The sequence below is a fragment of the Peribacillus sp. NPDC097895 genome (assembly GCF_050277555.1).
Taxonomy (GTDB): domain Bacteria; phylum Bacillota; class Bacilli; order Bacillales; family DSM-1321; genus Peribacillus.
In genome coordinates, this window is sequence record NZ_JBNNSH010000001.1 from 1,776,957 (window position 1) to 1,803,090 (window position 26,134).

22 protein-coding genes are annotated in these 26,134 nt (G+C 38.8%); 20 read left to right on the forward strand and 2 right to left on the reverse strand.

Translation table 11 applies throughout. The annotated features are described in order from the left end of the window. Window positions 1-55 precede the first annotated feature (55 nt). The 4 genes from larE to larC are packed head-to-tail and all read left to right on the forward strand — an operon-like array spanning window position 56 to window position 2,931. Window positions 56-871 carry an ATP-dependent sacrificial sulfur transferase LarE gene (gene larE / locus ACQKMH_RS08575; protein ID WP_427586959.1) on the forward strand — a complete coding sequence of 272 codons (816 nt, stop codon included), beginning with the start codon at window positions 56-58 and terminating at the stop codon, window positions 869-871. Next, window positions 868-1,638, forward strand: coding sequence for a nickel pincer cofactor biosynthesis protein LarB (larB, locus tag ACQKMH_RS08580; protein WP_427586960.1), 771 nt, complete (start codon window positions 868-870; stop codon window positions 1,636-1,638). Before larE ends, larB begins: the two co-directional genes overlap by 4 nt. Next, the gene (locus tag ACQKMH_RS08585) at window positions 1,619-2,470 is read left to right on the forward strand and encodes a LarC family nickel insertion protein (RefSeq protein WP_427587552.1); all 852 of its coding nucleotides are present in this window, start codon (window positions 1,619-1,621) and stop codon (window positions 2,468-2,470) included. Before larB ends, ACQKMH_RS08585 begins: the two co-directional genes overlap by 20 nt. Next, entirely contained in the window at window positions 2,467-2,931 is a 465-nt protein-coding gene (gene larC / locus ACQKMH_RS08590) for a nickel insertion protein (protein WP_427586961.1), read from the forward strand. Before ACQKMH_RS08585 ends, larC begins: the two co-directional genes overlap by 4 nt. 483 nt (window positions 2,932-3,414) lie before the next feature. Here larC and ACQKMH_RS08595 read toward each other — a convergent pair whose 3' ends face one another. After that, on the reverse strand, window positions 3,415-4,332 hold the full coding sequence (locus ACQKMH_RS08595; protein WP_427586962.1) for a DMT family transporter: 918 nt from the start codon (window positions 4,330-4,332) through the stop codon (window positions 3,415-3,417). A gap of 395 nt (window positions 4,333-4,727) precedes the next feature. On the opposite strand from ACQKMH_RS08595, the gene ACQKMH_RS08600 reads away from it, so the two are divergent. The 8 genes from ACQKMH_RS08600 (at window position 4,728) to ACQKMH_RS08635 (ending at window position 12,908) form a co-directional block, all read left to right on the forward strand. Then, on the forward strand, window positions 4,728-5,684 hold the full coding sequence (locus ACQKMH_RS08600) for a sugar kinase (protein ID WP_427586963.1): 957 nt from the start codon (window positions 4,728-4,730) through the stop codon (window positions 5,682-5,684). A gap of 26 nt (window positions 5,685-5,710) precedes the next feature. Next, window positions 5,711-6,733: an ureidoglycolate dehydrogenase gene (allD, locus tag ACQKMH_RS08605; RefSeq protein WP_427586964.1), complete on the forward strand. Its 1,023-nt coding sequence runs from the start codon at window positions 5,711-5,713 to the stop codon at window positions 6,731-6,733. Next, on the forward strand, window positions 6,730-7,749 hold the full coding sequence (locus ACQKMH_RS08610) for a zinc-binding alcohol dehydrogenase family protein (protein WP_427586965.1): 1,020 nt from the start codon (window positions 6,730-6,732) through the stop codon (window positions 7,747-7,749). Before allD ends, ACQKMH_RS08610 begins: the two co-directional genes overlap by 4 nt. A 13-nt stretch (window positions 7,750-7,762) precedes the next feature. Beyond that, window positions 7,763-8,383 (forward strand): bifunctional 2-keto-4-hydroxyglutarate aldolase/2-keto-3-deoxy-6-phosphogluconate aldolase, encoded by a 621-nt coding sequence (locus ACQKMH_RS08615; protein ID WP_427586966.1) that lies wholly within the window; start codon window positions 7,763-7,765, stop codon window positions 8,381-8,383. Window positions 8,384-8,395: 12 nt separating this feature from the next. Continuing rightward, the gene (uxuA, locus tag ACQKMH_RS08620; protein WP_427586967.1) at window positions 8,396-9,472 is read left to right on the forward strand and encodes a mannonate dehydratase; all 1,077 of its coding nucleotides are present in this window, start codon (window positions 8,396-8,398) and stop codon (window positions 9,470-9,472) included. Further along, window positions 9,469-10,305, forward strand: a complete 837-nt coding sequence (locus ACQKMH_RS08625) for an SDR family oxidoreductase (RefSeq protein ID WP_427586968.1) — start codon at window positions 9,469-9,471, stop codon at window positions 10,303-10,305. Before uxuA ends, ACQKMH_RS08625 begins: the two co-directional genes overlap by 4 nt. 202 nt (window positions 10,306-10,507) lie before the next feature. Next, the gene (locus tag ACQKMH_RS08630; RefSeq protein WP_427586969.1) at window positions 10,508-11,509 is read left to right on the forward strand and encodes a substrate-binding domain-containing protein; all 1,002 of its coding nucleotides are present in this window, start codon (window positions 10,508-10,510) and stop codon (window positions 11,507-11,509) included. 157 nt (window positions 11,510-11,666) lie between these two features. Then, on the forward strand, window positions 11,667-12,908 hold the full coding sequence (locus tag ACQKMH_RS08635) for an MFS transporter (protein WP_427586970.1): 1,242 nt from the start codon (window positions 11,667-11,669) through the stop codon (window positions 12,906-12,908). Between the two features lie 80 nt (window positions 12,909-12,988). Here the strand turns inward: ACQKMH_RS08635 and ACQKMH_RS08640 are convergent, their stop codons facing one another. After that, entirely contained in the window at window positions 12,989-13,858 is an 870-nt protein-coding gene (locus ACQKMH_RS08640) for a helix-turn-helix domain-containing protein (protein ID WP_427586971.1), read from the reverse strand. Window positions 13,859-14,056: 198 nt separating this feature from the next. Between ACQKMH_RS08640 and ACQKMH_RS08645 the strand changes: the two genes are divergently transcribed. From ACQKMH_RS08645 to ACQKMH_RS08680, 8 genes are all read left to right on the forward strand, one after another. Continuing rightward, window positions 14,057-15,562: a UxaA family hydrolase gene (locus tag ACQKMH_RS08645; protein WP_427586972.1), complete on the forward strand. Its 1,506-nt coding sequence runs from the start codon at window positions 14,057-14,059 to the stop codon at window positions 15,560-15,562. Between the two features lie 53 nt (window positions 15,563-15,615). Beyond that, a complete protein-coding gene (locus ACQKMH_RS08650) occupies window positions 15,616-16,629 on the forward strand; it encodes a zinc-binding alcohol dehydrogenase family protein (protein ID WP_427586973.1) in 1,014 nt (337 codons plus the stop codon). A 64-nt stretch (window positions 16,630-16,693) separates the two neighbouring features. Then, window positions 16,694-18,181: a tagaturonate reductase gene (locus ACQKMH_RS08655; RefSeq protein ID WP_427586974.1), complete on the forward strand. Its 1,488-nt coding sequence runs from the start codon at window positions 16,694-16,696 to the stop codon at window positions 18,179-18,181. Window positions 18,182-18,557: 376 nt separating this feature from the next. Next, window positions 18,558-19,262 carry a TerC family protein gene (locus tag ACQKMH_RS08660; RefSeq protein ID WP_427586975.1) on the forward strand — a complete coding sequence of 235 codons (705 nt, stop codon included), beginning with the start codon at window positions 18,558-18,560 and terminating at the stop codon, window positions 19,260-19,262. A 399-nt stretch (window positions 19,263-19,661) separates the two neighbouring features. Continuing rightward, on the forward strand, window positions 19,662-20,432 hold the full coding sequence (locus tag ACQKMH_RS08665; RefSeq protein WP_427586976.1) for a nucleotidyltransferase domain-containing protein: 771 nt from the start codon (window positions 19,662-19,664) through the stop codon (window positions 20,430-20,432). A 1,057-nt stretch (window positions 20,433-21,489) separates the two neighbouring features. Then, window positions 21,490-22,620: a histidine kinase N-terminal domain-containing protein gene (locus ACQKMH_RS08670; RefSeq protein WP_427586977.1), complete on the forward strand. Its 1,131-nt coding sequence runs from the start codon at window positions 21,490-21,492 to the stop codon at window positions 22,618-22,620. A 927-nt stretch (window positions 22,621-23,547) separates the two neighbouring features. Continuing rightward, window positions 23,548-24,951, forward strand: coding sequence for an amino acid permease (locus tag ACQKMH_RS08675; protein ID WP_427587553.1), 1,404 nt, complete (start codon window positions 23,548-23,550; stop codon window positions 24,949-24,951). Between the two features lie 417 nt (window positions 24,952-25,368). After that, a complete protein-coding gene (locus ACQKMH_RS08680) occupies window positions 25,369-26,127 on the forward strand; it encodes a hypothetical protein (RefSeq protein WP_427586978.1) in 759 nt (252 codons plus the stop codon). Window positions 26,128-26,134 lie beyond the last annotated feature (7 nt).

Consider the following 26,134-nt stretch of genomic DNA (forward strand, 5'->3'; position numbering starts at 1 on the left):
TTGTGAGCAAAGCAGATAATTCAGAAATGCCCAAACAGAAAGGAGACAAGGTGGTATGTTACTAGAAAAGTACAAGAACCTGCAGGATATTATCCAAAAAATGGAGAAAGTTGTGGTCGCATTTTCAGGTGGGGTGGACAGCACTTTTTTGCTTAAAGTAGCGATTGATACATTGGGTTATGATAATGTGTTAGCCGTTACAGCAGATTCGGAAACCTATCCGTCTAGCGAATTGAAAGATGCCCTCATGCTATCAAAATGGATTGGTGCCAACCATCGTATCATTCAAACTTCGGAGTTAGCCATTCCCGGATATACAGCAAATAACCAAAATCGCTGTTACTTTTGTAAAAGTAGTTTATTTGATCACTTGCTTCCTATTCTTGAAGAATATCAATTTAATCAAATAATTTATGGGGTTATTGCTGACGATGCTAACGAATTTCGTCCAGGCATGAAAGCTGCAAAAGAAAAAGGGATCAGGGGCCCTCTTCAGGAAGCCGATTTATTTAAAGAAGAAATAAGAATTTTGTCAAAGGAAGCCGGTTTGCCAACCTGGGATAAACCGTCATTTGCTTGCCTATCCTCACGCATAGCCTATGGAGATATTATTACGAAGGATAAATTGACGAAAGTGGATAAATCAGAGGCTTACTTAAAATCATTAGATATTAACCAAGTACGAGTTCGGACTCATGGAGATACAGCCAGGATTGAAGTTGAACCCGAAGATATGCCAAGAGTGCTTCAATTTCATGTTGCGATTACGAAACGGCTGAAGGAATTCGGTTATAAGTATGTATCATTGGATCTCACGGGCTATACAAGCGGAAGTATGAATATAGTGCTTGAAAAGGAAGAAATGTTATGATTGACGATATTTTGGAACAGGTCCAAGATGGCTCATTGACTGCAGCGGAAGCAAAGGAAAAACTTGCATCCTATGAAAATTTAGGGTTTGTAAAAATCGATCATCATCGTAAAAGGAGACAAGGGTTTCCCGAAATTGTGTTTGGGGAAGGGAAAACGGCTGAACAAATTTTAGCGATTGTCCGATCGCTACGGGCAAGGAATGATTCTGTACTTGTGACACGTATTACTCGGGAAAAAGCAGTATTTGTCCAAAAAGAATGTAGTGATTTTGAGTATAACGAGATTGCACGGACACTTGCATGGGTTAAGGAAAAGCCGAAAATTGGTAGTTCATATATCGCAATTGTGTGCGCAGGGACATCAGATTTGCCCGTTGCAGAAGAAGCTGCTGTAACGGCAGAAACTTTAGGTATACCAGTCCGCCGTATTTACGATGTTGGTGTTGCTGGACTGCACCGCCTCCTTGATAATATTGACGAGATACGAAGTGCTACTGTTTCAGTTTGCGTCGCGGGAATGGAAGGGGCACTACCGAGCGTGTTAGGAGGGCTTGTCATGAATCCAATTATTGCTGTGCCGACAAGTGTCGGGTACGGTGCGAACTTTAATGGATTATCGGCACTTTTATCGATGCTCAATTCATGCGCATCAGGTGTGAGTGTGGTGAACATCGATAATGGATTTGGTGCAGCCTACAATGCAGCGCTTATATATAAACTTGTACATAAAAAGGAGATCAATGATGATGAGGACATTATATTTTGACTGCTTTTCCGGCATAAGCGGAGATATGGTAATTGGTGCGTTGATTGATGCAGGTGCAGATCCTTTTCAAATGCAAGAAGAGTTAAAAAAGCTGAACATAGAAGAAGAATATACCCTGTCATGGGGAAGTGTTGTCAAAAATGGCATTACCAGTACTAAATTTGATGTCATGCTCACGAGAAAACCAGAGCAACCATATGACCACGACCACACTAATAGCCATTTACATGACCACAATCATGACCACGACCACAATCATGGCCATGACCATGAACACAATCACGACCACAACCACAACCACGTTCATCATCATCATGGAAGCCGTACGTACAAACAAATTGTCGAGGCAATCAAAGAGGCCGCCTTTAATGATTCGGTATCGAACATGTCGCTCGCCATTTTTAAGAAGATTGGTGAAGCGGAAGGGCACATTCACGGGCTACCTCTCGAAAAAGTTCACTTTCACGAGGTAGGTGCAGTTGATTCAATAATAGATATAATAGGTGCGGCCATTTTAATCAATCAACTAGGTATTGAATCCATTCAGTCATCAGCCATTCCAACCGGGTCTGGAAGTATACATATTGATCACGGCATATATCCGGTTCCTGCACCAGCCACACTTGAAATATTAAAAGGGGTACCGATTGCGGCAAACGATATTCGTTCGGAATTAGCTACGCCGACTGGTGCTGCCATAGCAGCGGTTTTAGCTGAAACATTTGGCCCGCTTCCGGCCATGACTGTCGAATCAATTGGCTATGGTGCGGGAACAAAAACATTTAAAAATCATCCAAATGTCCTTCGCATCATCATCGGTGAAATTCAATGAACGGCCCTCCTGATCATGAGCATATTGATGAACAAATGGTCAAAATGGAAGTGAATCTAGATGATATTTCTGGTGAATGGCTTGGATATGTTTTGGATTTACTGATTGAATCAGGCGCAAATGATGTATATTATACGCCGATCTTCATGAAAAAAAATCGTCCGGGGATACTATTGCAACTTCTCTGTTCACAGCAGATGATACCAAAAATGAAGAAGATATTATTTGCTGAAACAACGACGCTGGGGATACGCTACTATCCTCTTACCGTACACCGGCTCGAACGCTCTTTTTTCAATGTGCATACACAATGGGGGAACGTGACGATAAAAAGAGGGTTCCATCAGGGCTTGCCCATGCAGCATGCACCTGAATATGAAGATTGCCGGAAAATTGCCGTACAGAACGATATCCCGCTTAAACGGGTGTATGAAGAAGTATGGAAGTGTCTTGGGGAATAGGCCATACATGTACGCTTTTTCTTATAGGGATGCTGATTATTTGGTTGAAGGGTGAAATCCCGGGGTCTTTAAGCATGACACTTGAATTCGGCATTGGGGTAATACTGCGAGCAAAAAGTTTTGTCGACCGTAACCGGTTTAGGTGAAGGATCCATCTCTATCATCATATTTGGAACAGAGACGATTATTGGTATGTTGTGCATTCGGACTTTATATATATATAAACTGGGTGTAACAGAAGGATTGTTTGCGTTTTGGGCAAATTAAAATGTTCTCTTTAACGTAAAATTGGAGACTAAACGAAACGTAAGGACAGTCTATTTTATATGTATTAATAATCCTAGTAAAAAACCAAGACCCTATGAAACTAAATTCCTTCTCTAAAAAAGGGATAATAGCTTCATAGGGTCTATTATTTTTAGTACGAAGTCTGTCATTTTTATAATTGTAGTAAGACATGGAATCCTGGTATTGCGGCTGCCACTAGGCAGAGATATCTTTATTCTTTCTTTGAAGAATCCAGATTTCAATTGCCCCGGATCCAAGCAATACTCCGGAAACAATGAAGATCAGTCCAATGAAATGTTCAGGCACAATTGCTTCATTTAGAAAAATGGCTGCACCTACAAGAGAAAATAAGGTGTTTAAATTAAGAAATATAGATGATTCGGCTGCACCTACCATGCCAATTGCATAATTATAGCTCATGTGCCCAAGGGCAGTGGCGATAATAGCGGAGAAAAAGAAAGCTCCCCAGATGGAGGGGGGGGAAGATGCAAGTGACGATAAGCCATCGGGTTCCTTCCATAGGCTGATGGCAAAAAGAATAAAAGACCCGATAAGCATCATGTAGCCGGTTAATAATCGTGGATCCATTGTTTTAGAGGCTTTATTAATAAGAATGAAACTTAAAGCCTGTGAAAGAATGGATAGCAATATATCCACATCTCCCAGATTAATAGAATGAATTCCTCCACTTCCTGCCATAACGGTAAAACTCACACCTAAGGCACCGCAAATAAAGCCGATAAGACGAATTAATGTTGGTTTATTACGAAAGAAAATCATCGTCAGGATGACAGTCAATATGGGACCCATGCCCAAAATCAGACCAGCATTCGAGGCGGAAGTTTTCGTTAATCCTTCAGCTAAAAAATAATGGTGAAAAACGACACTCAAAAATGCCCCACCAAAAACGTAAAAAAGTTCACTTTTTTTAGGAAGACGTATTAGACCAAAAAAGAAACACAATGTAATGACTATAAGTGCAGCTGTAAAGATTCTTAAAGATGTTATAGTTACGGGCTGTGTATTTGCAACTAAAACCTTAATAACTGAAACGTTCAATCCCCATGTAATCATAATTACGGTAAGCAAGATATAAATTTTCACATAACTCATTCAAAACAACCTTTCAACATTATTAACAATTGATATATTATACAACTTTCTCCAAATTAATAGCAAAGAGTAAAATTTGATACAAGCCAAATGGAGAAAATCAGAAACTGCTAATCAATAAAAATAGGGGACGAAAAATGCGAATGCGCTTTCCCATTAAAACGTTTTATTCGTTTATAATTACCGATATATGTAATTTAAAGTGATGAATAATAATAAAATTATAAATTATCAAACTTTTCTATTGTTTTTGGTAGGGTTTTCATTTACAATTTCCTTATGAATTACCAAACCGGTTTAGTCCTTTACTAAACCGATTTAGGATCTGATAGAAATTCGATATGATCAAATGTTTTACCTTTATTTGTGAGTGTTCGAAAGAAGGAGGTACTGTATTGTCATCAAAATATGGTGTTTTAACGCTGGGTGACGCCATGATTACGCTAAATCCGGAAGAAACAGGACCTTTACGATTTGTCACCCGATTTGAGCGAAAAGTAGGAGGGGCTGAACTGAATTTTGCCATTGGCTGTGCAAGGCTTGGGATGCGGGCAAAATGGTTAAGCCGTTTAGGAAGGGATGAATTCGGTAGGGTTATATATAATTTCGCTCGTGGGGAAGGCGTTGACATGAGTGATGTTGCCTATGTAAATGGATACCCAACATCCCTTAACTTTAAAGAAATTCGCGAAGATGGTTCAGGAAAGACCTTTTATTACCGTTATCAATCGCCCATTTTAACACTAAATCCTGAAGATATTACGGAGAAGATGTTTGAAGGGATTGATATAGTCCATCTCACTGGTGTTTTTTTGGCTATAGACCCTAAAAATGTAGATATTGCCATGAGGGTTATGGACATTGCAAAACAAAAAGATATTCCCGTTTCATTTGATCCGAATATCCGCCTAAAGCTATGGTCCATCGAGGAAGCGAGATCAGTATATTTCAATATTTTTCCATATGTTGATATTTTACTTACAGGTTTAGATGAAATAAGATTGATCACCGGAAATGACTCTGAAGAATCATTGGCGGCATTCGCAAAAGTGTTTGACATTGAGCAGCTTGTCATCAAGGACGGGAAACATGGTTCAAAACTCTATACAAAAAGTGAATGGCATAAAAAAGAAGCCTTTCAAGTCATACCGGTGGATACTGTTGGTGCGGGGGATGGTTATGATGCCGGTTATATATATGGATTTCTTCATGGCTTGTCCATCGATGAAAGATTGACATTTGCAAATGGTGTGGGGGCTCTTGTCACCACAGTTTCAGGGGATAATGAAGGTTTACCATATTTGGATGAAGTAATGCCTTTCATACAGAGAGAGGCTGTGATTGAAAGATAGAAGAAAAAAGGAAATGGGGATAGAAAATGACAACAGTTTCGATACAAGCGGAGGAAGCAAAACAATTAGTCATAAAAAAGCTGACCAAAGTGGGTTTAAATGAGGAAGATGCCGGAAAAGTCGCAGAGGTATTGATTCACGCAGATCTAAGAAATGTCAATTCCCATGGTGTATTGCGAACGGAGCATTATGTAAATCGTTTAAAGGCAGGAGGCATAAATCCTGACGCGCAGATTTCCTTCGAAAAGACAGGGCCAGTAACGGGTGTGGTTGATGGAGATGATGGATTTGGGCATGTCATTGGTGAAGTGGCCATGGAACATGCCATTGAAATGGCCCGAAGTAATGGTGTAGGCATGGTGACCGTTTTTAATAGTAGCCATTGCGGAGCATTAAGCTATTTCGTTCAAAAAGCCACTGATGCAAAGTTAATCGGCATAGCGATGTCACATACTGATAAAATTGTGGTTCCATTCGGAGGAAAAACATCATTTCTTGGTACAAACCCTATTGCTTATGGGGTTCCTACAAAAACAAAGAAACCTTTTATTCTTGATATGGCAACTTCCAATGTTGCATGGGGGAAAATTCTTCAAGCGCGCGAAGAAGAAAAGGAAATCCCTGAAGGTTGGGGAGTGGATGAAAATGGAGCAACAGTCACGGATCCAAATAAAGTCGTTTCCCTTTCCACTTTTGGAGGACCGAAAGGCTATGGCCTATCCGTAATTGTGGATGTATTTTCTGGATTATTGGCAGGAGCGGCATTTGGCCCGCATATTGGGAAAATGTATGACGATCTTGATAAGAAGCGGAAGCTGAGACATTACTTTTGTGTAATCAATCCTTCGTTCTTTACCGATACTGATTCATTTTTAGAGCAAATGGATCAAATGATTGAAGAGCTGCAACAGATTGAACCTGCTCCAGGGTTCGATCGGGTATATGTACCGGGTGAGATCGAACAAATCAATGAAGAAAAAAACCTGAAACAAGGTATTACGATAGCCTCAAGTGTTCATGAATTTCTTACAAAGGAAGATGTTTTATGAAAGCGGTTCAAGTAAGGAAAGCACGTGATCTTGTTCTTCAAGAAATGGATAAACCAAAGATTTCGAACACAACGGATGTCCTTGTGAAAGTAAAAAGAGTCGGCATCTGTGGATCGGATATGCATATTTACCACGGCACGAATCCTCTTGCCACGTTGCCGCGAGTGGTTGGGCATGAAGTGGCCGGAGAAGTTGAGGAAATTGGGCAAGGTGTCACGGGCATTAAAGTTGGGGACCACGTGGTTATTGAGCCGATCAATTATTGTGGAGAGTGTTATGCCTGCCGTAAAGGTCGCCAAAATGTTTGTGAAACTCTGTCTGTTTTTGGTGTACATGAGGATGGTGGGATGAGGGAATGGTTCGTTCTTCCCGAAAAACAACTACATGTTGTGGATCCAGATTTAGCTTGGGATGAAATAGTATTGGCTGAACCTTATACAATCGGTGCACAAGCGGTATGGAGAGGTGACGTAGAGGAAGGCGACACAGTACTTATCCAAGGAGCAGGCCCTATTGGGATATGTATATTAAAAATGGCAAAGCTTCAAGGTGCATCGGTAATGATCACGGATTTAAGTGATGAGCGATTGAAATTTGCTAAAGAATGTGGTGCTGATATCACCGTTCATGCGGGAAATGAAGATGTTCGACAGCGAGTAGAGGAATGGACGAAGGGAGAAGGGGCAAATGTCGTCATTGATGCTGTCTGTTTGCCGATGACGTTTGAATTATCCTTTGAAGTCGTTTCAACGGCTGGCAGTATTGTCGTACTCGGTTTTGATGAACGTCCCGCATCGATTTCCCAGCTTCCAATCACTAAAAAGGAAGTATCCGTTAAAGGTTCTAGATTGCAAACCAACCAGTTCCCAAAAGTGGTAAAGCTTTTAAATGAAGGCAGACTCAGGCATGAAGGATTAGTTACCCATTCTTTTTCCCTAGATGATGTCCAAGAAGCTTTTGATTTTGTTGAAAGTCATCCAGAACAGGTTCGAAAAGCGATCATCGTATTTAATTAAGGGGGTTGAGGTAATGGATAAACATTCAATAATTCATCAAATAAAGGAAACGAAGGTTGTAGCTGTTATCAGGGGACAGGATGCAGCAGAAGCGGCACTACTGTCTAAAGCAGCTGTGGAAGGCGGTATTCGGGCAATTGAATTGACTTATACAACACCAAGAATTGAAGATGCTTTCAAGGAACTGCAAAATACGGATGCGCTTTTAGGAGCAGGATCAGTATTGGATTCTGAAACAGCACGCCATGCGATTTTGGCTGGTGCCAATTTTATTGTCAGTCCTTACTTTGTAGAAAGTGTTGCGACGCTTTGCAATCGATATGGCATTCCCTATATGCCTGGTTGTATGACAATTCGGGAAATGGCTATAGCGCTTGAAGCAGGCTGTGATGTTTTGAAGTTATTTCCGGCAAACCATTTTGAACCTTCTTTCATCAAGTCCGTCAATGGTCCGCTGCCTAATGTAAGGATTATGCCAACCGGCGGAATTAATATGGACAATATGAATGACTGGCTGAATGCAGGTGCAGTGGCAACTGGAATTGGAAGTGACTTGAATAAAGCATATAAGAATGGTGGCTATGAAGCGGTTGTTGAATTAAGTAGAAAGTACATGCAGAAAATTGCGGAATGATGGAGGTGCATGATGAATATTACATTCAGATGGTATGGGAAAGACAATGACACCGTAACGTTGGAGCATGTTAAACAAATCCCTGGAGTAAAGGGAATTGTTTGGGCATTGCACCAAAAACCTGTTGGTGCGATATGGGAAAAGGAAGAAATAAGAAAAGAAATCGAGTATATCCAATCATTTGGTTTTCATACGGATGTGGTGGAAAGTGTAAATGTTCATGAATCGATTAAATTAGGAAATGAAGATCGTATGATATATATCGAGAATTACAAACAGACGATCCGTAACCTTTCAGAAGCTGGAGTAAAAGTGATTTGTTATAACTTTATGCCGATTTTTGATTGGACCCGAACAGAAATGTTTCATCCTTTGGAAGATGGCTCAACTGCCCTATTTTATGAAAAAGCAAAAGTGGATACGTTAGATCCACAAGAGTTAATTCGTACTGTAGCAGAAGCTTCAGATTTAACATTGCCTGGTTGGGAACCAGAAAAGATGGAGATAATCTCTGAATTATTCGAAGCATATAAAAGTGTGGATGAAGAACAGCTATGGGCGAATTTGGGAATTTTCCTAAAGGAAATATTACCTGTTGCGGAAGCATGCGGCATTAAAATGGCAATCCATCCGGATGATCCACCGTGGTCCATTTTTGGCTTGCCACGTATCATCACCGGAGAATCGAGTTATGAAAAACTGATCTCGATTTCGGACTCACCATCGAATGCGTTTACGTTGTGCACTGGCTCGATGGGTGCTAACCCTAAAAATGATATGGTTCAAATAGCTAAAAAGTATGCTAATCGTTCTCCATTCTCCCATATCAGAAATGTGAAAATTTATGAAAACGGTGACTTTGTGGAAACATCCCATTATACACAGGATGGATCCATCAATGTGCAGGGTGTTGTAGCAGAATTGAATAAGCAAAATTATTCTGGATATGTCAGACCAGACCACGGCCGCCATATATGGGGAGAGGTTTGCCGCCCAGGCTACGGTTTATATGATCGGGCCCTAGGAATCATGTATTTGCTTGGATTATGGGATGCTCATGAGGCTACTAAATTAGGTGAACGATCATGATTCCCATCCATGAAAACTTAACGAATAGGGTGGCAGTGATCACTGGAGGCAGCGGTGTCCTATGTTCCAAAATGGCTGTGGAATTGGCCCGTCATGGTGTCAAGATAGCTATATTGAACAGAACGGCGGAAAAAGGGCAAGAAGTGGTCGAACTGATTGAACAAACAGGGGGCACTGCGATATCCATCGCTGCAGATGTTTTGAATAGAACCTCATTGGAGAATGCAAGAGGGAAAATAATAGAAACGTTCGGACGAGTGGATCTATTAATAAATGGAGCGGGAGGCAATCACCCTGATGCCATTACAGCTCCAGAGAAGTATGGGGAGGAAGCAGAAGGAAAATCATTTTTTGATCTGGATGAAAATGGTTTCTCCCAAGTTTTTGCCAGTAATTTCACCGGTACATTTTTGGCCAGTCAGGTTTTTGGGAAAGAGTTATTGCAAGTGGAAGCGCCAGTTATCGTAAATGTATCTTCCATGAGCGCCTACGCTCCAATGACTAAGGTGCCAGCATATAGTGCTGCCAAAGCTTCGATAAATAATTTTACCATGTGGATGGCTGTTCATTTTGCCGAAGAAGGTTTACGGGTGAATGCCATTGCACCAGGATTCTTTTTGACGAAGCAAAATCGCGATCTTTTGCTAAATGAAGATGGCAGTCTGACGACAAGGTCCAATAAAATCATTACTTCTACACCCATGAAGCGTTTCGGGAAACCAGAAGATTTACTTGGTACCTTGCTTTGGCTCGTTGATGAATCCTATTCGGGTTTTGTCACAGGTATTACGGTACCAGTCGATGGCGGCTTCATGGCATACTCAGGCGTCTGAATTCAGATTCAATAATCAAGGAATCGAGTGACCGATTGTACGTTAGTTGATTAAATTAGTTCCACGGTATGGGAAATGGACTTTAATACTGCATCAGAAGGTGATTGTAAAGCTTTACTTATTATAATAGAATATTCCTTATAAATCTAAGCCATTTTGGTATTAGGCAGAGAAATGAAACCACATGACAGGAATGAATGAAATGAAAACCATTACAATTACTGATGTCGCCAATCACGCGAAAGTATCAAAAAGCACAGTTTCCCAATACCTGAACAAGCGATACGAATATATGAGTGAAAAAACAAGGAAAAAAATTGAAGCAACTATAGAAGAGTTAAACTATCAGCCTAATATAATCGCGCGCAGTTTAAAACAAAAATCCACTTTTACTGTTGGGGTAGTGGTTGCCAATATCCTTCACACGTTTTCAACTCAAGTTATTAGAGCGATAGAAAACTACTTTTATGAACAAGGGTTTCATATTATCGTATGTAATGCAGATGACAATCCTGAAAAGGAAAAGAATTATATTGAAATGCTACGAGCTAAACAAGTGGATGGAATCATCATTTTCCCTACAGGGGACAATCTTGATTTATATCAACGTATGAAGAGTGATCAATTCCCGATTGTTTTCATGGATAGGACGATCGAAGAATTGGATATTGCAACAGTCATGCTGGATAATCACCTTGCTTCCAAGTTAGCGATCGATCGGTTTATTGAAAAGGGTTTTGAAAACATTGCTATCATAACCACTTCAATAATACGCGATATCAGTCCTAGAATCGAACGGATCCAAGGGTACAAGGATTCACTCGCGACACATGGGATACCATTCAATGCTGAATATATTAAAACAGTGAACGCAGATGAAATTCCGGTTGCGCTTTCAGAATTTTTCGAATTGGAAAAGCCGCCTCAAGCCATTTTGGCAGGAAATGATATCGTACTTAATGAAGTATTGCGTTATATGAAACAGCACGAAATCAATATACCGGATGACATGGCGGTCATAGGAATCGATGAGGTACCGTATGCCAGTTTCTATACACCGACCATCACAACGGTTAATCAGCCAGCCATTGAAATGGCCAACTTGGCAGCAAAGTTACTGCTTAGCCAAATCAATAAAACAGGAAAAGAGGATACAAGTGTGCATCGCTTGAAACCGACTTTGCTTTCAAGGAATTCTTGCTAGAGCCGGATGTAAGAATTTTCGTGAAAAAGAAAGCGCTTTTTTACGAAAATTCTAAACCGATTTAGTTTAAGGTCGTATAGGCTTTACTCTTGGTTAATAAATGGAAGCGTTTCCAAAAATGCAGTTGCATTTATTGAAGCGTATAGGGGGGTACTTCATGTTTTCAAATGGTAGAGGAATGATCATCGTTTTCTTGTTCTTGGCTGGTGTAATAAATTATCTCGATCGTTCTGCACTTTCAATAGCAGCTCCGTTCATTCAAGATGATTTATCTTTAACAGCAACACAGATGGGGATTATTTTTAGTAGTTTTTCCGTTGGGTATGCCATATTTAATTTCCTTGGTGGAATGGCGTCCGATAGATTTGGTGCAAAGTTAACGCTTTTCGTAGCGATGATCGTTTGGTCTTTATTCAGTGGTGCACTTGTACTGGTTGTCGGATTTGCCAGTATGATCGTCATCCGCATCTTGTTTGGAATGGGTGAAGGCCCTCTTTCGTCAACCATCAATAAAATGGTCAATAACTGGTTCCCTGCTAATCAACGGGCATCCGTCGTTGGCTTGACGAATAGTGGAACACCGCTTGGTGGTGCCATTGCAGGTCCAATAGTTGGTTTTATTGCGATCTCCTATGGATGGAGAGTTTCATTCATTGCCATTATGGTGATTGGTCTTATATGGGCCATTTGCTGGTGGAAATTTGCTAAAGAAAAACCTAAAGACTCCAAAGTACAGGATAATATGGGTAAATCATATGTAGCTGCAACAACGGAAGGTAAGTTGAAATTCACCTTTTATTTAAAACAAAAAACCGTTTTATTTACAGCACTTGCGTTTTTTTCTTACAACTATATTCTATTCTTTTTCTTAACATGGTTCCCAAGCTATTTGGTGGATGCACGCGGCTTAAGTGTAGAAAATATGAGTATCATTACAGTGATTCCTTGGATTTTTGGATTCATCGGACTTGCTTTGGGTGGATTCGTGTCGGATTTCTTCTATAAAAAATTCGCTCAAAAAGGTGTTTTATTCTCACGGAAGCTCGTGCTTGTAACATGTTTGTTCTTATCGGCGGTATGTATCGGATTTGCCGGACTTGTAACCACCACGGTCAGTGCTGTAACGCTTGTCGCACTTTCCGTCTTCTTCCTATATTTGACTGGTGCCATTTACTGGGCAATCGTCAACGATGTTGTCGACCCTGGCAATGTTGGATCTGTTGGAGGTTTTATGCATTTCTTGGCAAATACAGCAGGAATCATCGGACCGACGTTGACAGGATACATTGTCGATACGTCAGGCACATACACAGTTGCCTTCTTGCTTGCAGGTGGATTGGCCATCGTTGCATCGCTTGCAGTCATCCGTTTTGTAAGACCGATAGTAAAGCCTGTGTAATAGATTGTTAGTATGGAAGTGTCTCCCAAAGACACTTCCATTTTTAATGGATTAATATTATTCATGTTTACTAGCCATGCCTAGCCAATTTGATTTTCTTTTCGAAATGCAGCAGGTGTCAGATCAGTGTACTTTTTAAATGTACGATAAAATTGGGGCATACTTTCAAAGCCACACATATCGGCAATAGTAGCAACGGTGTGATTCGTTTCCAGTAAAAGTTCCTTTGCCTTGATGATTCTTTTCGTATTTAAATATACTATTAAGCCAATTCCAGTTGTTGCCTTAAAAACTCTGCTGAAATGAGCGGGACTTACCAATGCTTTTTGTGCAAGTGTCGTCAAAGTCAATGCTTCATCGATATGTTCATTAATATAGATTAAAATATCTTTGATCCATTCTGAACTATAGCTGCTGCCTTCGGGTAAATCTTCTCTGCCATTTATCCGGGTACGGGATAAATCAAGTATGATCTGGTGAACGGTTAGCAAACAAGCATGCCTCGAGCCCAGTGATTGGCTAGTTTTTTCTTGCAGGATGAGTTGTAGCTGTTCCTCCATCTTTACTTGTTTCTTTTCCGGCAACGACATTTTATAATTCTTACTCTTTTTTGTCAGGTCAAACAAATGTAAATAGGAAAAAGAATCATCAACCATATCTTTATATATCAATGTGGGACTGAAAAAGATAATAGTGGATGTAACAGGGTCGTCCTTATTGGGTAAAGCCCTATGAATGGTATTATTCGGGATCAGGAATACATCCCCTTGCTGCATATCATAAAACACATCACCGATAAAAAAGGTCCCTTTACCGTTATAAACATAAACAATTTCATAATAGTCATGCATATGATCGGACAATTCATTCTGAGGGCTTTTCGTATCTTGATAGACAAAAGAAAATGGGAAGAGTAAATCATGATTTAATGCATTATGGATTTTTTTCATTTCGTTCATCTCCTGAAAGTATAATACAACAAGAATGAGTATATTTATAGCAAAATATGCAATTTAGATTTCAGAAATTGATGTTAAAATGATAATAGATTCCATACAAAGCTATTTCATTTTTAAAAAATGAAAGGGCTTTCTACATATTTACTTTTGGTCGATGGACGCCATCACTCAAGATAAGGAGGGGACAAAATGAATAAATTTGTGCAATTGAATTCAAATGATGATGTTGTTATTTCCTTGGAGGGGATTCATAAAGGACAGAGCCTCCAGATTCAAACGGAAGATAGGGGAATGATCAATATAAAGGCAAGTGAAGACATTCCTAAAGGGCATAAGATATTAGTGAAACCGGTTAAACGAGGGGAGGACGTAATCAAATTCGGCTATTCGATCGGAAAAGCTAAAGTTGATATCGCCATTGGCGATTGGGTTCATACCCATAATCTAGTATCCGGTTTGCAGGGTATATTGGATTATTCCTATCAGCCCAGCATTGCATATACAGAAGCGGATCGTTCCAATCAAACTTTCCAAGGATATATCCGTGAAAATGGGGTAGTGGGTATCCGGAATGAAATCTGGATCATCAACACGGTTGGTTGTATCAATAAAACATGTGAGGTTCTCGCTAAAATGGGGAATGAGCAGTTTAAAGATCGACAAATCGATGGGGTTCATCACTTTTCCCATCCATATGGCTGTTCTCAATTGGGAGATGATTTGACACATACTCAGAAACTATTGGCGGCGTTGGTTCAACATCCGAATGCAGCTGGAGTATTGGTTGTAGGATTAGGATGTGAGAACAATCAGATCGAAGCATTTAAGGAAGTAATCGGCGAATTTCCTCCAAATCGCATAAAGTTTTTAAAAGCCCAGGAGGTTCAAGATGAATTGGAGAGCGGCCTACGTTTAATGGGAGAATTAGTGGAATATGCGGAAGGATTTGAACGGATGCCCGTACCGGTTTCCAAGTTGAAAATAGGATTAAAGTGTGGAGGCTCCGACGGTTTGTCAGGCATTACAGCTAATCCATTAGTGGGCGCAGTTTCCGATCTTATTGTAGAAAATGGCGGAACAACGATTTTGACAGAGGTTCCTGAGATGTTTGGAGCTGAAACGATATTGATGAACAGGGCAAAGGATGAAGAAACCTTTAATAAAATCGTTGAACTTGTTAATGACTTCAAAAGATACTTCATTCGCCATGGCCAGGAAATTTATGAAAATCCTTCACCTGGAAATAAGGAAGGCGGCATTAGTACACTTGAGGAAAAATCCCTTGGTTGTACGCAAAAAGGCGGTCATGCCCCTGTTGTTGACGTTAGTCCATATGGAGAAAGAGTTGTGAAGCAAGGATTGAATTTGATTAATTCTCCCGGTAATGATCTGATTTCGGTGACGGCCTTGGCAGCAGCAGGCGCACATATCGTATTATTCACTACAGGAAGAGGCACACCTTTTGGCGGACCGGTGCCAACTGTGAAAATAGCTACGAATACAGAATTGGCCGATCGTAAAAAACACTGGATTGACTATAATGCCGGACAGTTGATTGAAGGTCAAACGATTGATGAATTGAAGGGCGATTTATTCCAATACATACTTGAGCTTTCATCCGGTAAAAAGAAAACGAATAATGAAAAATTCGGATATAGGGAGATAAGCATTTTTAAAGAAGGAGTCATTCTTTAATTGACGTAATTTTCGCGAATTTTATATTTTTTTATAAAAAGGAGTGTTATTCAATGAAAAGTATCGTTTGTGAACAACCTTATGAATTTAAGATGATCGAGTCTGAAAAACCAGTTCCAAATTCAGGGGAAGCTTTGATCAGGGTGCGCCGCATAGGGATATGTGGAACGGATATTCATGCCTACGGAGGCAATCAACCCTTCTTTAGCTATCCAAGAATACTTGGCCATGAACTATCAGGTAATATTGAAGCCATACCAGAAAACGCAACGGGACTGAATGTCGGGGATCAAGTATCGATCATTCCTTATATAGAGTGTGGAAAATGTAGCGCTTGCAGAAATGGAAAAACGAATTGCTGTACGAATATGAAAGTGTTAGGTGTACATGCAGAAGGTGGCATGTGTGAATGGATTACGGTTCCCTATGATCATTTGGTGAAAACTGACGGCCTCTCACTTGACGAATCAGCCATGATCGAGCCTTTAAGTATAGGGGCTCATGCGGTTAGACGTGCTGACATTCATGAAGGGGATATTGCACTTATCATTGGTGCGGGACCAATTGGCTTGGGAGTCATGGCATTTGCTAAAGAACAAGGTGCGAAAGTAATTGCAATGGATGTAAACGATGAACGTCTTGCGTTTGCTGGCAAATGGGCAAATGTAGATCATTTGTTGAACGTTTTGGAGAATCCAATGGAGAAATTAGCCCAGTTGACAAATGGGGATATGCCAAGCGTGGTGTTTGACGCAACAGGTAACGCTAAATCAATGATGAATTCATTTAATTATCCTGCTCACGGCGGAAAATTGATTTATGTAGGTCTAGTGAAATCCGATATTTCCTTCAATGATCCTGAATTCCACAGTAAAGAGCTTACATTAATGGGAAGTCGAAATGCTACCAGGGAAGATTTTGATTATGTGGTGAATACGTTGAAACATAATAGGTTGGATTTGAGTCAATATATTACACACCGCACACATCTGGATGAAATGATCCATCAGTTCGAGGGATGGTTAACTCCTGAAGCTAAAGTGATCAAAGCCATCGTCGAAATATAAGCTTAAAGGTACAGGTAACCACATGAAGATTAGATAATTATTGAGTGAAAGGAGTTAAGCCATCATGAACATAAATAAAGGCCACCTGAAGAATATTAATAAAGATACCAAGACTGTTCAATATTCACAAATGATGGATTATCCCATAAAAGTGTTGCAAATCGGTGAGGGTAATTTTCTTCGTGGTTTCTTCGATTGGATGATTTCTGAATGCAATAAGCAAGGTCATTTCCAAGGAAGTATCGCTGTTACACAGCCACGCCCCACTGGAAAGGGAAAAATAGAAGAATTAAAAGAGCAAGATGGACTCTATACGCTATTGTTGCGAGGGTTTCATCATGGCGAGAAAGTGGAGCATTCAGAAATCATTTCCGTTTTTTCAAAGGTAATAAATCCATATGAAGAATGGATGGAATTTTTGAGGGTGGCGGAAAACCCTACATTGGAATTTGTAGTATCCAACACCACCGAAGCCGGAATCAAATATGTGCCAATTCCTTGGGAAGAAGGCGTACCGATTGAATCTTTTCCAGGAAAGCTGACGGCCTTATTATATCGGCGTTATCTATATTTCAACGGAGAAGCGGACAAAGGTCTAATCATGCTTCCATGTGAGCTTTTGGAGAGAAATGGTGATACATTGAAGCAATGCGTACTAGAGCATAGCAGGGATTGGGGTTTACCAAAGTCATTCATGGATTGGGTGGAGCAAGACAATCTATTTCTTAACTCGCTCGTAGACCGTATCGTAACAGGTTTCCCGGCTAATGAGTCGGAAAAACTATTTGAGAAATGGGGATATGAGGATACGCTGCTAAATACGGCTGAACCTTATCATTTATGGGCTATTGAAGGCGACCCTTCTATGGACAAGCGTCTTCCTTTGCAACAATCGGGCATAAATGTGCATTGGGTAAAGGATATAGTACCTTATCAAATGAGAAAGGTAAGGATACTAAATGGTTCGCATACATTAATGGCTCCTCTGGGAATATTATCTGGCTTGGAAGAAGTAAAACAGGCAATCGATCATCCGGGTTTCAATCGATTTCTCCGTAAGGCAATCGAAGAGGAAATCATTCCATCTTTACCTTTTGATCAAAGTGAGATGATCGTATATGGGGAAAGCGTTCTGGAGCGATTTATGAATCCCTTCGTACACCACCAGCTAGCCGATATATCATTAAATAGTGTTTCGAAGTTTAAGGTTCGGCTCCTACCTACCTTAGAAGGTTATTCCGAAATGAAAGGTAAACTGCCTGCCTCTATAGTTAGAGGCTTTGCGGGACTGATTCGATTTTATAAGGTACAAGAAGTAGAGGGGAGATATATAGGGAAAAGCTTTGAGGGTAAAGAATATGTCATTAAAGACGATACAAAGACAATTGAATTTATTAAAGAACAATGGCACCGTTATGAAATGGAAAAAATTTCTCTTAGACAATTGATAGAATCGACATTAAGTAATCAATATTTATGGGGAAAGGATCTGAATAAGATCTTGAACCTGGCAGATGAATTAGGCCATTACTTAGAAACGATGATTGACTGACTGGCTGAGAGGAGTTGGGCTCTTATATAATAGCCCGACACCGTTCCCATACCATGTACGTATGTTCAAAATGATGCAATAAAAATAATTGTCTATCCTATCATTATTTTTCCTTTATTTTATTCGTAATTCTGGTATAATATATGAGTGATAGATTTACCTGGTATATTCCTTAGGGAAGGGTACCAAAAGTGATGAATACTATATAAATCTTTATTCCCGTGAAGGGGAGTAGCGTCAGGTATAACCTGAAATAAAGTCGTCATTACGTGGAATTTCCACCGGCTTTATTGGCCTAATTACTTTAGTGCTTAGCGAGACCTTTGCCATTTATGGCAGAGGTCTCTTTATTTTTGTATAAAAGGAGGAAGAAGTGGTGGATTTTTTAACTGGTGAATTTATTTCAGGACTTTTAGCAATCATTATGATAGATTTGGTTCTTGCTGGTGATAATGCTATCCTTATTGGATTGGCTGCAAGAAAGCTACCAAAAGATCAGCAAAAAAAGGTGATAATCTGGGGAGCTGTCGGGGCTATCGTGATCAGGATCATAGCAACGCTGTTGGTTGTTGTAATCTTAAAGGTGCCTGGACTGCATTTAATAGGGGGATTACTTCTTGTATGGATAGCTTATAAGCTCCTTATCGATGAAGAAGAACCTGATTTAAAGCCTGCGGACTCCATGTGGGCAGCCATTAAAACGATCATTATTGCAGATGCTTTGATGGGATTGGATAATGTCCTGGCTGTAGCAGGTGCTTCTCATGGTAACTTCACTTTAGTGGTAATTGGCTTACTTGTATCTATTCCAGTCGTGATGTATGGAAGTACTTTGATCTTGAAACTGATCGAACGTTTCCCATTCATTATAATTATTGGTGCGGGAATACTAGGCTGGACAGCTGCTAAAATGATCGTAGCTGAACCTTTCATGCACAACTATTTTGCTAATCCTTTCTTGAAATATGGATTTGAAGCTTTAGTAGTGATCGGGATCCTAGTGGCCGGAACTACGAGACAGCAAAAAGTAGAAAAAGAAAAAGCGAACAGAGATAAAATGCAAATCGAACGAAATGGATAATGTGTGGCAAAAAGGGACTTTTCGAAAATGAAAAGTCTCTTTTTTTTTAATATAACAGCAAAAGAGAAGCTGTTAAACCGGTAGAACTAATTCCATGATATAAACGGTGGTTGTTAAGACGATACTAATTTAACATTTCCTTTATTAACCATGAAAGGGTAAGATACTTGTATCCTTCACTGTTTTTTGAGCGATATGTAATGGAGGCTCGACTGATTGAAGGTGAACATAAAGTATAAAAGGGTAAGTAAAAACTAATGTTCATTTTATTTTTTGTTAGCGCTCTGCGTACAAAACGACGAACTGAATGCTACTTCCAGACATTTCGTTTATCAACCTTATTTTGAATAATGGAGAAAAGGATAATAGTTTTAATAATCATGCGGAGGAGTGAATGCAATGAAAGAAAAAATAGTAGAAGAGTTAAAGAGTATTGAAGAAACCTATGATGTAAAAGTCTTGTACGCTTGTGAATCCGGAAGTCGTGCATGGGAATTTCCATCAAAAGATAGCGATTACGATGTTAGGTTTATCTATTTACATAAAAAAGATTGGTATTTGTCAATTGATAAAAAAAGAGATGTAATCGAACTGCCGATTAATGAATTATTGGATATTAACGGATGGGAACTAACTAAAGCTTTACGTTTATATAGAAAATCCAACCCGCCACTACTCGAATGGTTAAACTCAGGGATCGTATATCATACAGCTTATTCTGTCATTGACAAGATGAAGGAAATGAGCAGCCAGGTTTATATACCTACCGCAGCTTTATATCATTACTTGAATATGGCCAAGGGGAATTATAGAGACTATTTGCAGAATGAACAAGTAAAAATTAAAAAATATTTTTATGTTTTACGCCCAATACTTGCTTGCATTTGGATCGAAAAATATAACACGATCCCTCCATTAGAATTTCCGTTTTTATTGGAAGAGATCATTCCGGACGGACAATTAAAAACTGAAATTAGAAAATTATTAGCCAGAAAAATAAGTGGTGAAGAGTTAGACCTTGAACCTAGAATTGATGTTATTAATGAATTTTTGGAAAATGAAATCGAACATTTGGCCAACTATGTTAAAACAATAGATATTAAAATAGAAGATCCGACAGAGGCATTAGACCAACTATTTAAAGCAGCCTTAGAGGAAGTTTGGAAATAACCCCATTTTTCTTCAATTTAGAAGTGGCTAATTCGACTTTGTGAGTAGGTAATTTAAATGAAATTCTCTCTAAACCAATTGACTCCATGCAATTGGTTCTTTTTTATATCGAAACTTACTTACCTACATTGGCTGGAGCTGGATTTTTTTATGTAGATGAAGGACACTTGGCCAAATTAATCAATTAAGATGAGATAGACAGCCTTACCTCGGGGACGCAAAATTTTAAAATGGAATTACAAGTATGATGGATATGAAGCTACAAACGATGCAATCAAAAATGGGTGACTAAAGTAGAAGCTGATAAGTTAGATGTAAAATTGGAAACGAATTTGCAGCAGTTAAAGTCATGGGAAGTGTTAACGAACGATATTTAACCACACACTTTTTAGAAAAAGTAATCTTAAATCAGTAGAATAATAAAGGTTAATCTTTGACTTCAGTTAGTATTTTTTAGTTAAAATCTGAATTTTTTGTTATAATCACATTAGATAAATGAACCCTTTATTCATTGAAACTGTAAACTTCCTTAATGTTTTCATGAAGGATGACGGAACAATAAAAAGACATGGATAGTCTTCGGGGGACTCATTAAATGTATTTCAATATTAGCATAAAAAAGGTGTGCTAGAAACGGTACCATTCAAACCGATTTCAGTCTAGCTTCATGGTTTTCGCGGTATACATGGCCAGAAGAATTCTTTAGATGCAAAACGCGCTAGGGCGACTGTTCGTTACTGTTTGTCCTGTTTCTTCTATATTAGAATTATTAAGGCATTTTAGCCATGGCTTACTCCCTTTTTTACCATATCTGATTCCGGCCAAATTGGTCGGTTTCTTTGTTATCGTAAGCACTATTTCCATACATGTGTAGTACTTTGCCTCCGTATCAGCAGCTTTTCATGTGTTCATTTTGTTTCGCTAAGGGAAACTATGGAAAAATTAACAGATTTTCAAAAAACAATAATTTATGAAGTGCAAGAAAACAAAATCTCATATAGAATGATGTTATTGATATAGTATTTAAAATTCCGCAAGGGGATGTGTGGTCACGAGTATGGAGTTGTCATCTGAAAATATGAAGTATAAAAAAGTATTGATTCATTATCTGGAAGAAAATCAATCCTTATTTTTAAATGAATGGAACGAGACCATTAAAATCAATGAAATAGATCCCTACAAAGACAAGATTAAAGAAAATGGATATGGCATGTACTCCATGGTCATCCAAACGTTTAAGGAGGCATTGTCTGAAGAAGTGCTGATAAAATTGGCTCATCAGGTAGCCAAAGAACGTCTTGAAGCGAATATTAACATCGGGGATTTTCTATATAATATTAATTTAGGAAGAAATATCATAATCAGAAATGTTTTTGGGGCCAATATTCCCATTGATTATATGAAGAAATTCATTAATGCCATCAACTTGCACTTTGATACTTTCAGCTATCATGCTGTAACAAAATATACGAATCTTACAAATGAATTGATTGAGGAAAAGAAGTCTTACATAAGTGAAAATCATAAAGATAAATTAGCGGTACTGGGACAAATATCATCAAGCTTTGTACATGAGTTCCGTAATCCGCTTACAGCTATCATGGGTTTCAATAAATTACTGAAAAGGGAGAACCCAAACTTGAAATATTTGGATATCATTGATTATGAATTAAATCAGTTGAATTTCAGGATAACCCAATTCCTCCATACCTCTAAATCTAATTTTAATGAGGAACAAAGAGAGGAAGTTTCCGTGTTAAAGTTAATTGAAGAAATTCAAGAACTGACTTATGCAAATATTGTGGATGCCAGCGTTAATGTAGAAATCGAGATTTATCCAAACTTAGTCATGACAGCGAGTAAGGACGGGTTAAAACAAGTATTTCTAAATCTCTTTATAAATTCCATTGATGCATTAAAGGATAAAGAACACCCGAGAATATTAAGGATTCAGTCTTTAATAGAGGGGAACGAACGAATAATTCGTATTTCAAATAATGGACCTGCCATTGCCAGTGAAATGATCGAATCAATTTTTGAGCCCTTTGTCACGACAAAAGAGTTAGGAACGGGGATCGGGCTATACGTATGTAAAAAAATCATTGAAAGTAATGATGGGTATATGAATTGTGAATCCAATGAAAATTTAACCACATTCAGCATCCATTTCCCAATCGACCGGTACTAAATTTTTATAAGGCGCTTACTTAACGAAGCTTTACATTCTTTTATTCATACATACTCGTATTACTTTTTTAGCCTGTAACTAGATCTATAGCGGAGGAACCTCTCGGGGGTTGCCGAATCATTAACTTAAAAACTAAACCATCTGGAAGATGTCAATATTCATCATTTGAATTTAGGCATCTTCTTTTTATCTCCTTCGTCTATTTTTATTTTCCACTACATCAAGATTAATGAGAAACTTTCCTTTCCTAGAACCTTTCACGCATTTCCTTACCTCATCAAATTTAACTTGAGCTAAGTCAGTAGTGAAATGCGTCGAATTTTAAAAAGAAATCAATTAATTTGAGGTTTTTGATTCAAATTTGAATCAAAAAATGAAAATAATTAATATATGAATCATAAAACGCCATAATAATTCAATAATGGATCGTATTTAATGATTACACGCGTTAAACCCTTATAAACTACCTATCCTTTTTTTGGCATGGATATTGCTTTTACTATAAATATATAAATAAAATTTTAGAGAGAGGGTGCCTTAATAAATTTAAAGGGTAAATTAGGAAAGGGTTAACATAGGATGATGTAAATAATGATAAATAAAAGGACACCATTTTGTCATAAATGGCATGAGGAATCACTGTAATTCCTATGGGTTTCGTTTATGGGCTTTGACAGCTATTGAGGAATTTTTAATTGAAAGCGATTACTAGTAAATTATAATGCTTTTCTTTTTTAACGAATGTACATATAACACTTTAATTATCAATTGTGAAATTTATCTTGTTTATAGTATTGGAGAAACAGGTAGATAGGACTGCATGAATTCTTTTTGAATGAAAGATTTCTACTAGGGTACCCATGAGCAAAAAAAAGGAAATTTAGTTTTTTTGCTTGCAAAACGGCATATTGACAGTTTTAAAGGATGGTGACAATAGTGGCTTTTCAAACAAATGAACTGAAACATGGTCTCAAGACAAGACATGTAACAATGATTTCTATTGGTGGTGTTATTGGGGCAGGCCTATTTATAGGGAGTGGAACAATAATTGGTTCCGCAGGGCCTGGTGCTATTTTATCGTATATAATCGCGGGGTTAATGATCGTGCTAATAATGCGGATGCTTGGTGAAATGGCTGTGGTAAATCCCGATAGTGGTTCCTTTTCCACTTACGCCCATCAAGCTTTTGGTCCTTGGGCCGGATATACGATCGGTTGGTTGTACTGGTTCAACTGGGTTATCATTATTGCTATTGAAACAACTTTATTGGGTAGTATGGTTCATGATTGGTTTCCTGCGATACCAATGTGGGTCGCTAGTTTATCTTTCCCTATTTTAATGACAATAACGAATATTTATTCCGTCAAAGCTTATGGGGAATTTGAATACTGGTTAGCTTTTATTAAAGTGTCTGCCATTGTAATATTTCTAATTCTAGGTGCAGCCATGATTTTTGGGTTTGTTCCTGGATTTGATTCACCGGGCCTTTCCAACATTTCTGGGGATGGTTTTTTTCCAAATGGTTTTCTTCCTGTACTCCTAAGTGTAATATTTATTACTTTCTCTTTATCGGGAAGTGAAGTAGCTGCCATTGCAGCAGGTGAGTCTGAAAACCCTGAAAAAAATATTATAAGAGCGATTAACGCTGTGGTATGGCGTCTCCTTCTTTTCTTTGTTGGCTCAGTGGCCGTGTTAGTTATCGTGATTCCGCAGGGGGCAGAAGATTTACTGAAAACCCCTTATGCCAGCGTATTTGATATGGCAGGCCTTCCAGCCGCCGGTCAAGTGATGAATATCGTAATCTTCACATCATTGCTTTCTGTTTTGAATTCGGGTCTATATACAAGTTCACGTATGTTATATTCTTTATCAAAAAAAGGCGATGCTCCCAAAATTTTATCCCGAGTGAATAAGAGGGGGATTCCGATTTGGGCGTTGATGGCAAGTGTTTTCTTTTCCTATGTGTGTACGACATTTAAATTTGTATCTCCTGATAAATTGTTTGCTTTTCTCGCAAATAGTTCGGGAGGAGTCACTATGATCATGTATATTTTTATCGCCTTTTCTCATCTGTACTTAAGGAAAAAGACTGAAAAAGAGAATCCGGGAACACTCAAAGTGAAAATGTGGCTATTCCCATACTTAACCTACGCAACTATTGCAATGTTGTTTATTATCTTTGTTGCTCAAGCTTTTATTGATTCCATGCGATTACAATTTTTACTAACAAGCCTTCTTACGATTCTAGTTATAGGTTCATACTTTCTGTTTTATCATAAGAAACAGGTTATTAATCCTGAACTAGATGAACAACTAAAAAAAATTCAATAATCAAATATTGATAAAGAAGTCAGATGTAAAGAAGTACAGTGCAACTGTAGACAAACTCGATAATAATTGAGTTTGTTTACAGTCTTTTTTAGAGTGCTTGTAAAATTTGAACGTTGATCTACACCCCAGGCGCTCGCTATCCGAGGGTGGTCCGCCCTCGGCGCTCTTTGCGCCTACGGGGTCTCCTTTGGACGCGTATTCCGTATGCGTCTCGCACACCCGTTCCAACCAACTTTGTATTGAAAAATGGAACCTCTTTTGTCAGCAATCTGGGCTGCTCTTAGTGAGCAGCTTTTTTGATTTCAACATGTCCTGGCATTTTTTTAGAACGGACGGTTGAATATGATTCGCATTCATTTGCAACTTTGAATTCCTTTGCTAGAATATAATCTATAGAAAAGATTAGGAGTGGTGATTATGGCTGAAACTCCAGCTGAAGATTTGATTCATTATATCGCACCAAAAGGAGAGTATATCCCTTTTTTAGATGATACGGACTATATAGCTAAAGGAATGGAATGGAAATTATTCACTGCCCGATCGGTAAAAAGAGAACTATTATATAAAAACGGCAGTTTTCAAGCAAAAGTCAAATTGGCAGGTTATGAACAATATGGCAACGGTCTAGACACTGTAGTCGTTGAATTTGAAAATGGTAAACTAAGTTGCATTAACCCTTCCTATTTAAAGGAAATGCAAAGCTCCAGTTTCGGAAAAGAATTGTTGAGTGGACCGGTTTCCGAACCACCCGCTGTTCCAAGTGAAACTGAGCAGGTTATAGAAGCTCCCATTACGGAAAACTCCGATCAGCTAAGTGAACAACCAAAAAAAGCAAAAACCAAAACCAAAAAGACGACAGCAAAACCTAAGTTGGACTTACCTGGAGAAAAAGTGCATTTCACCGCAACCGTCAAGGAGTTCACGGCGAAAATGAACCATTTCACTGGTGAAGAAGATGAAGTCATACTCTTGGAGAATGTCAAAGTGACAACGGAACCTGAACTGACAATCGGAGATGCTTGGTGTGGATATAGCAAGACATTAAAAAAAGCTGAGCTCGAAGAAGGGGACTCAATCGAATTTGATGGAAAAGTGGTCGACAAAAAATACAATAAAGAAATACGGTATAAAGTAAATAATCCATCTAAGTTAGTAAAAAAGGAGATGGAAGCTTAAACGCTGG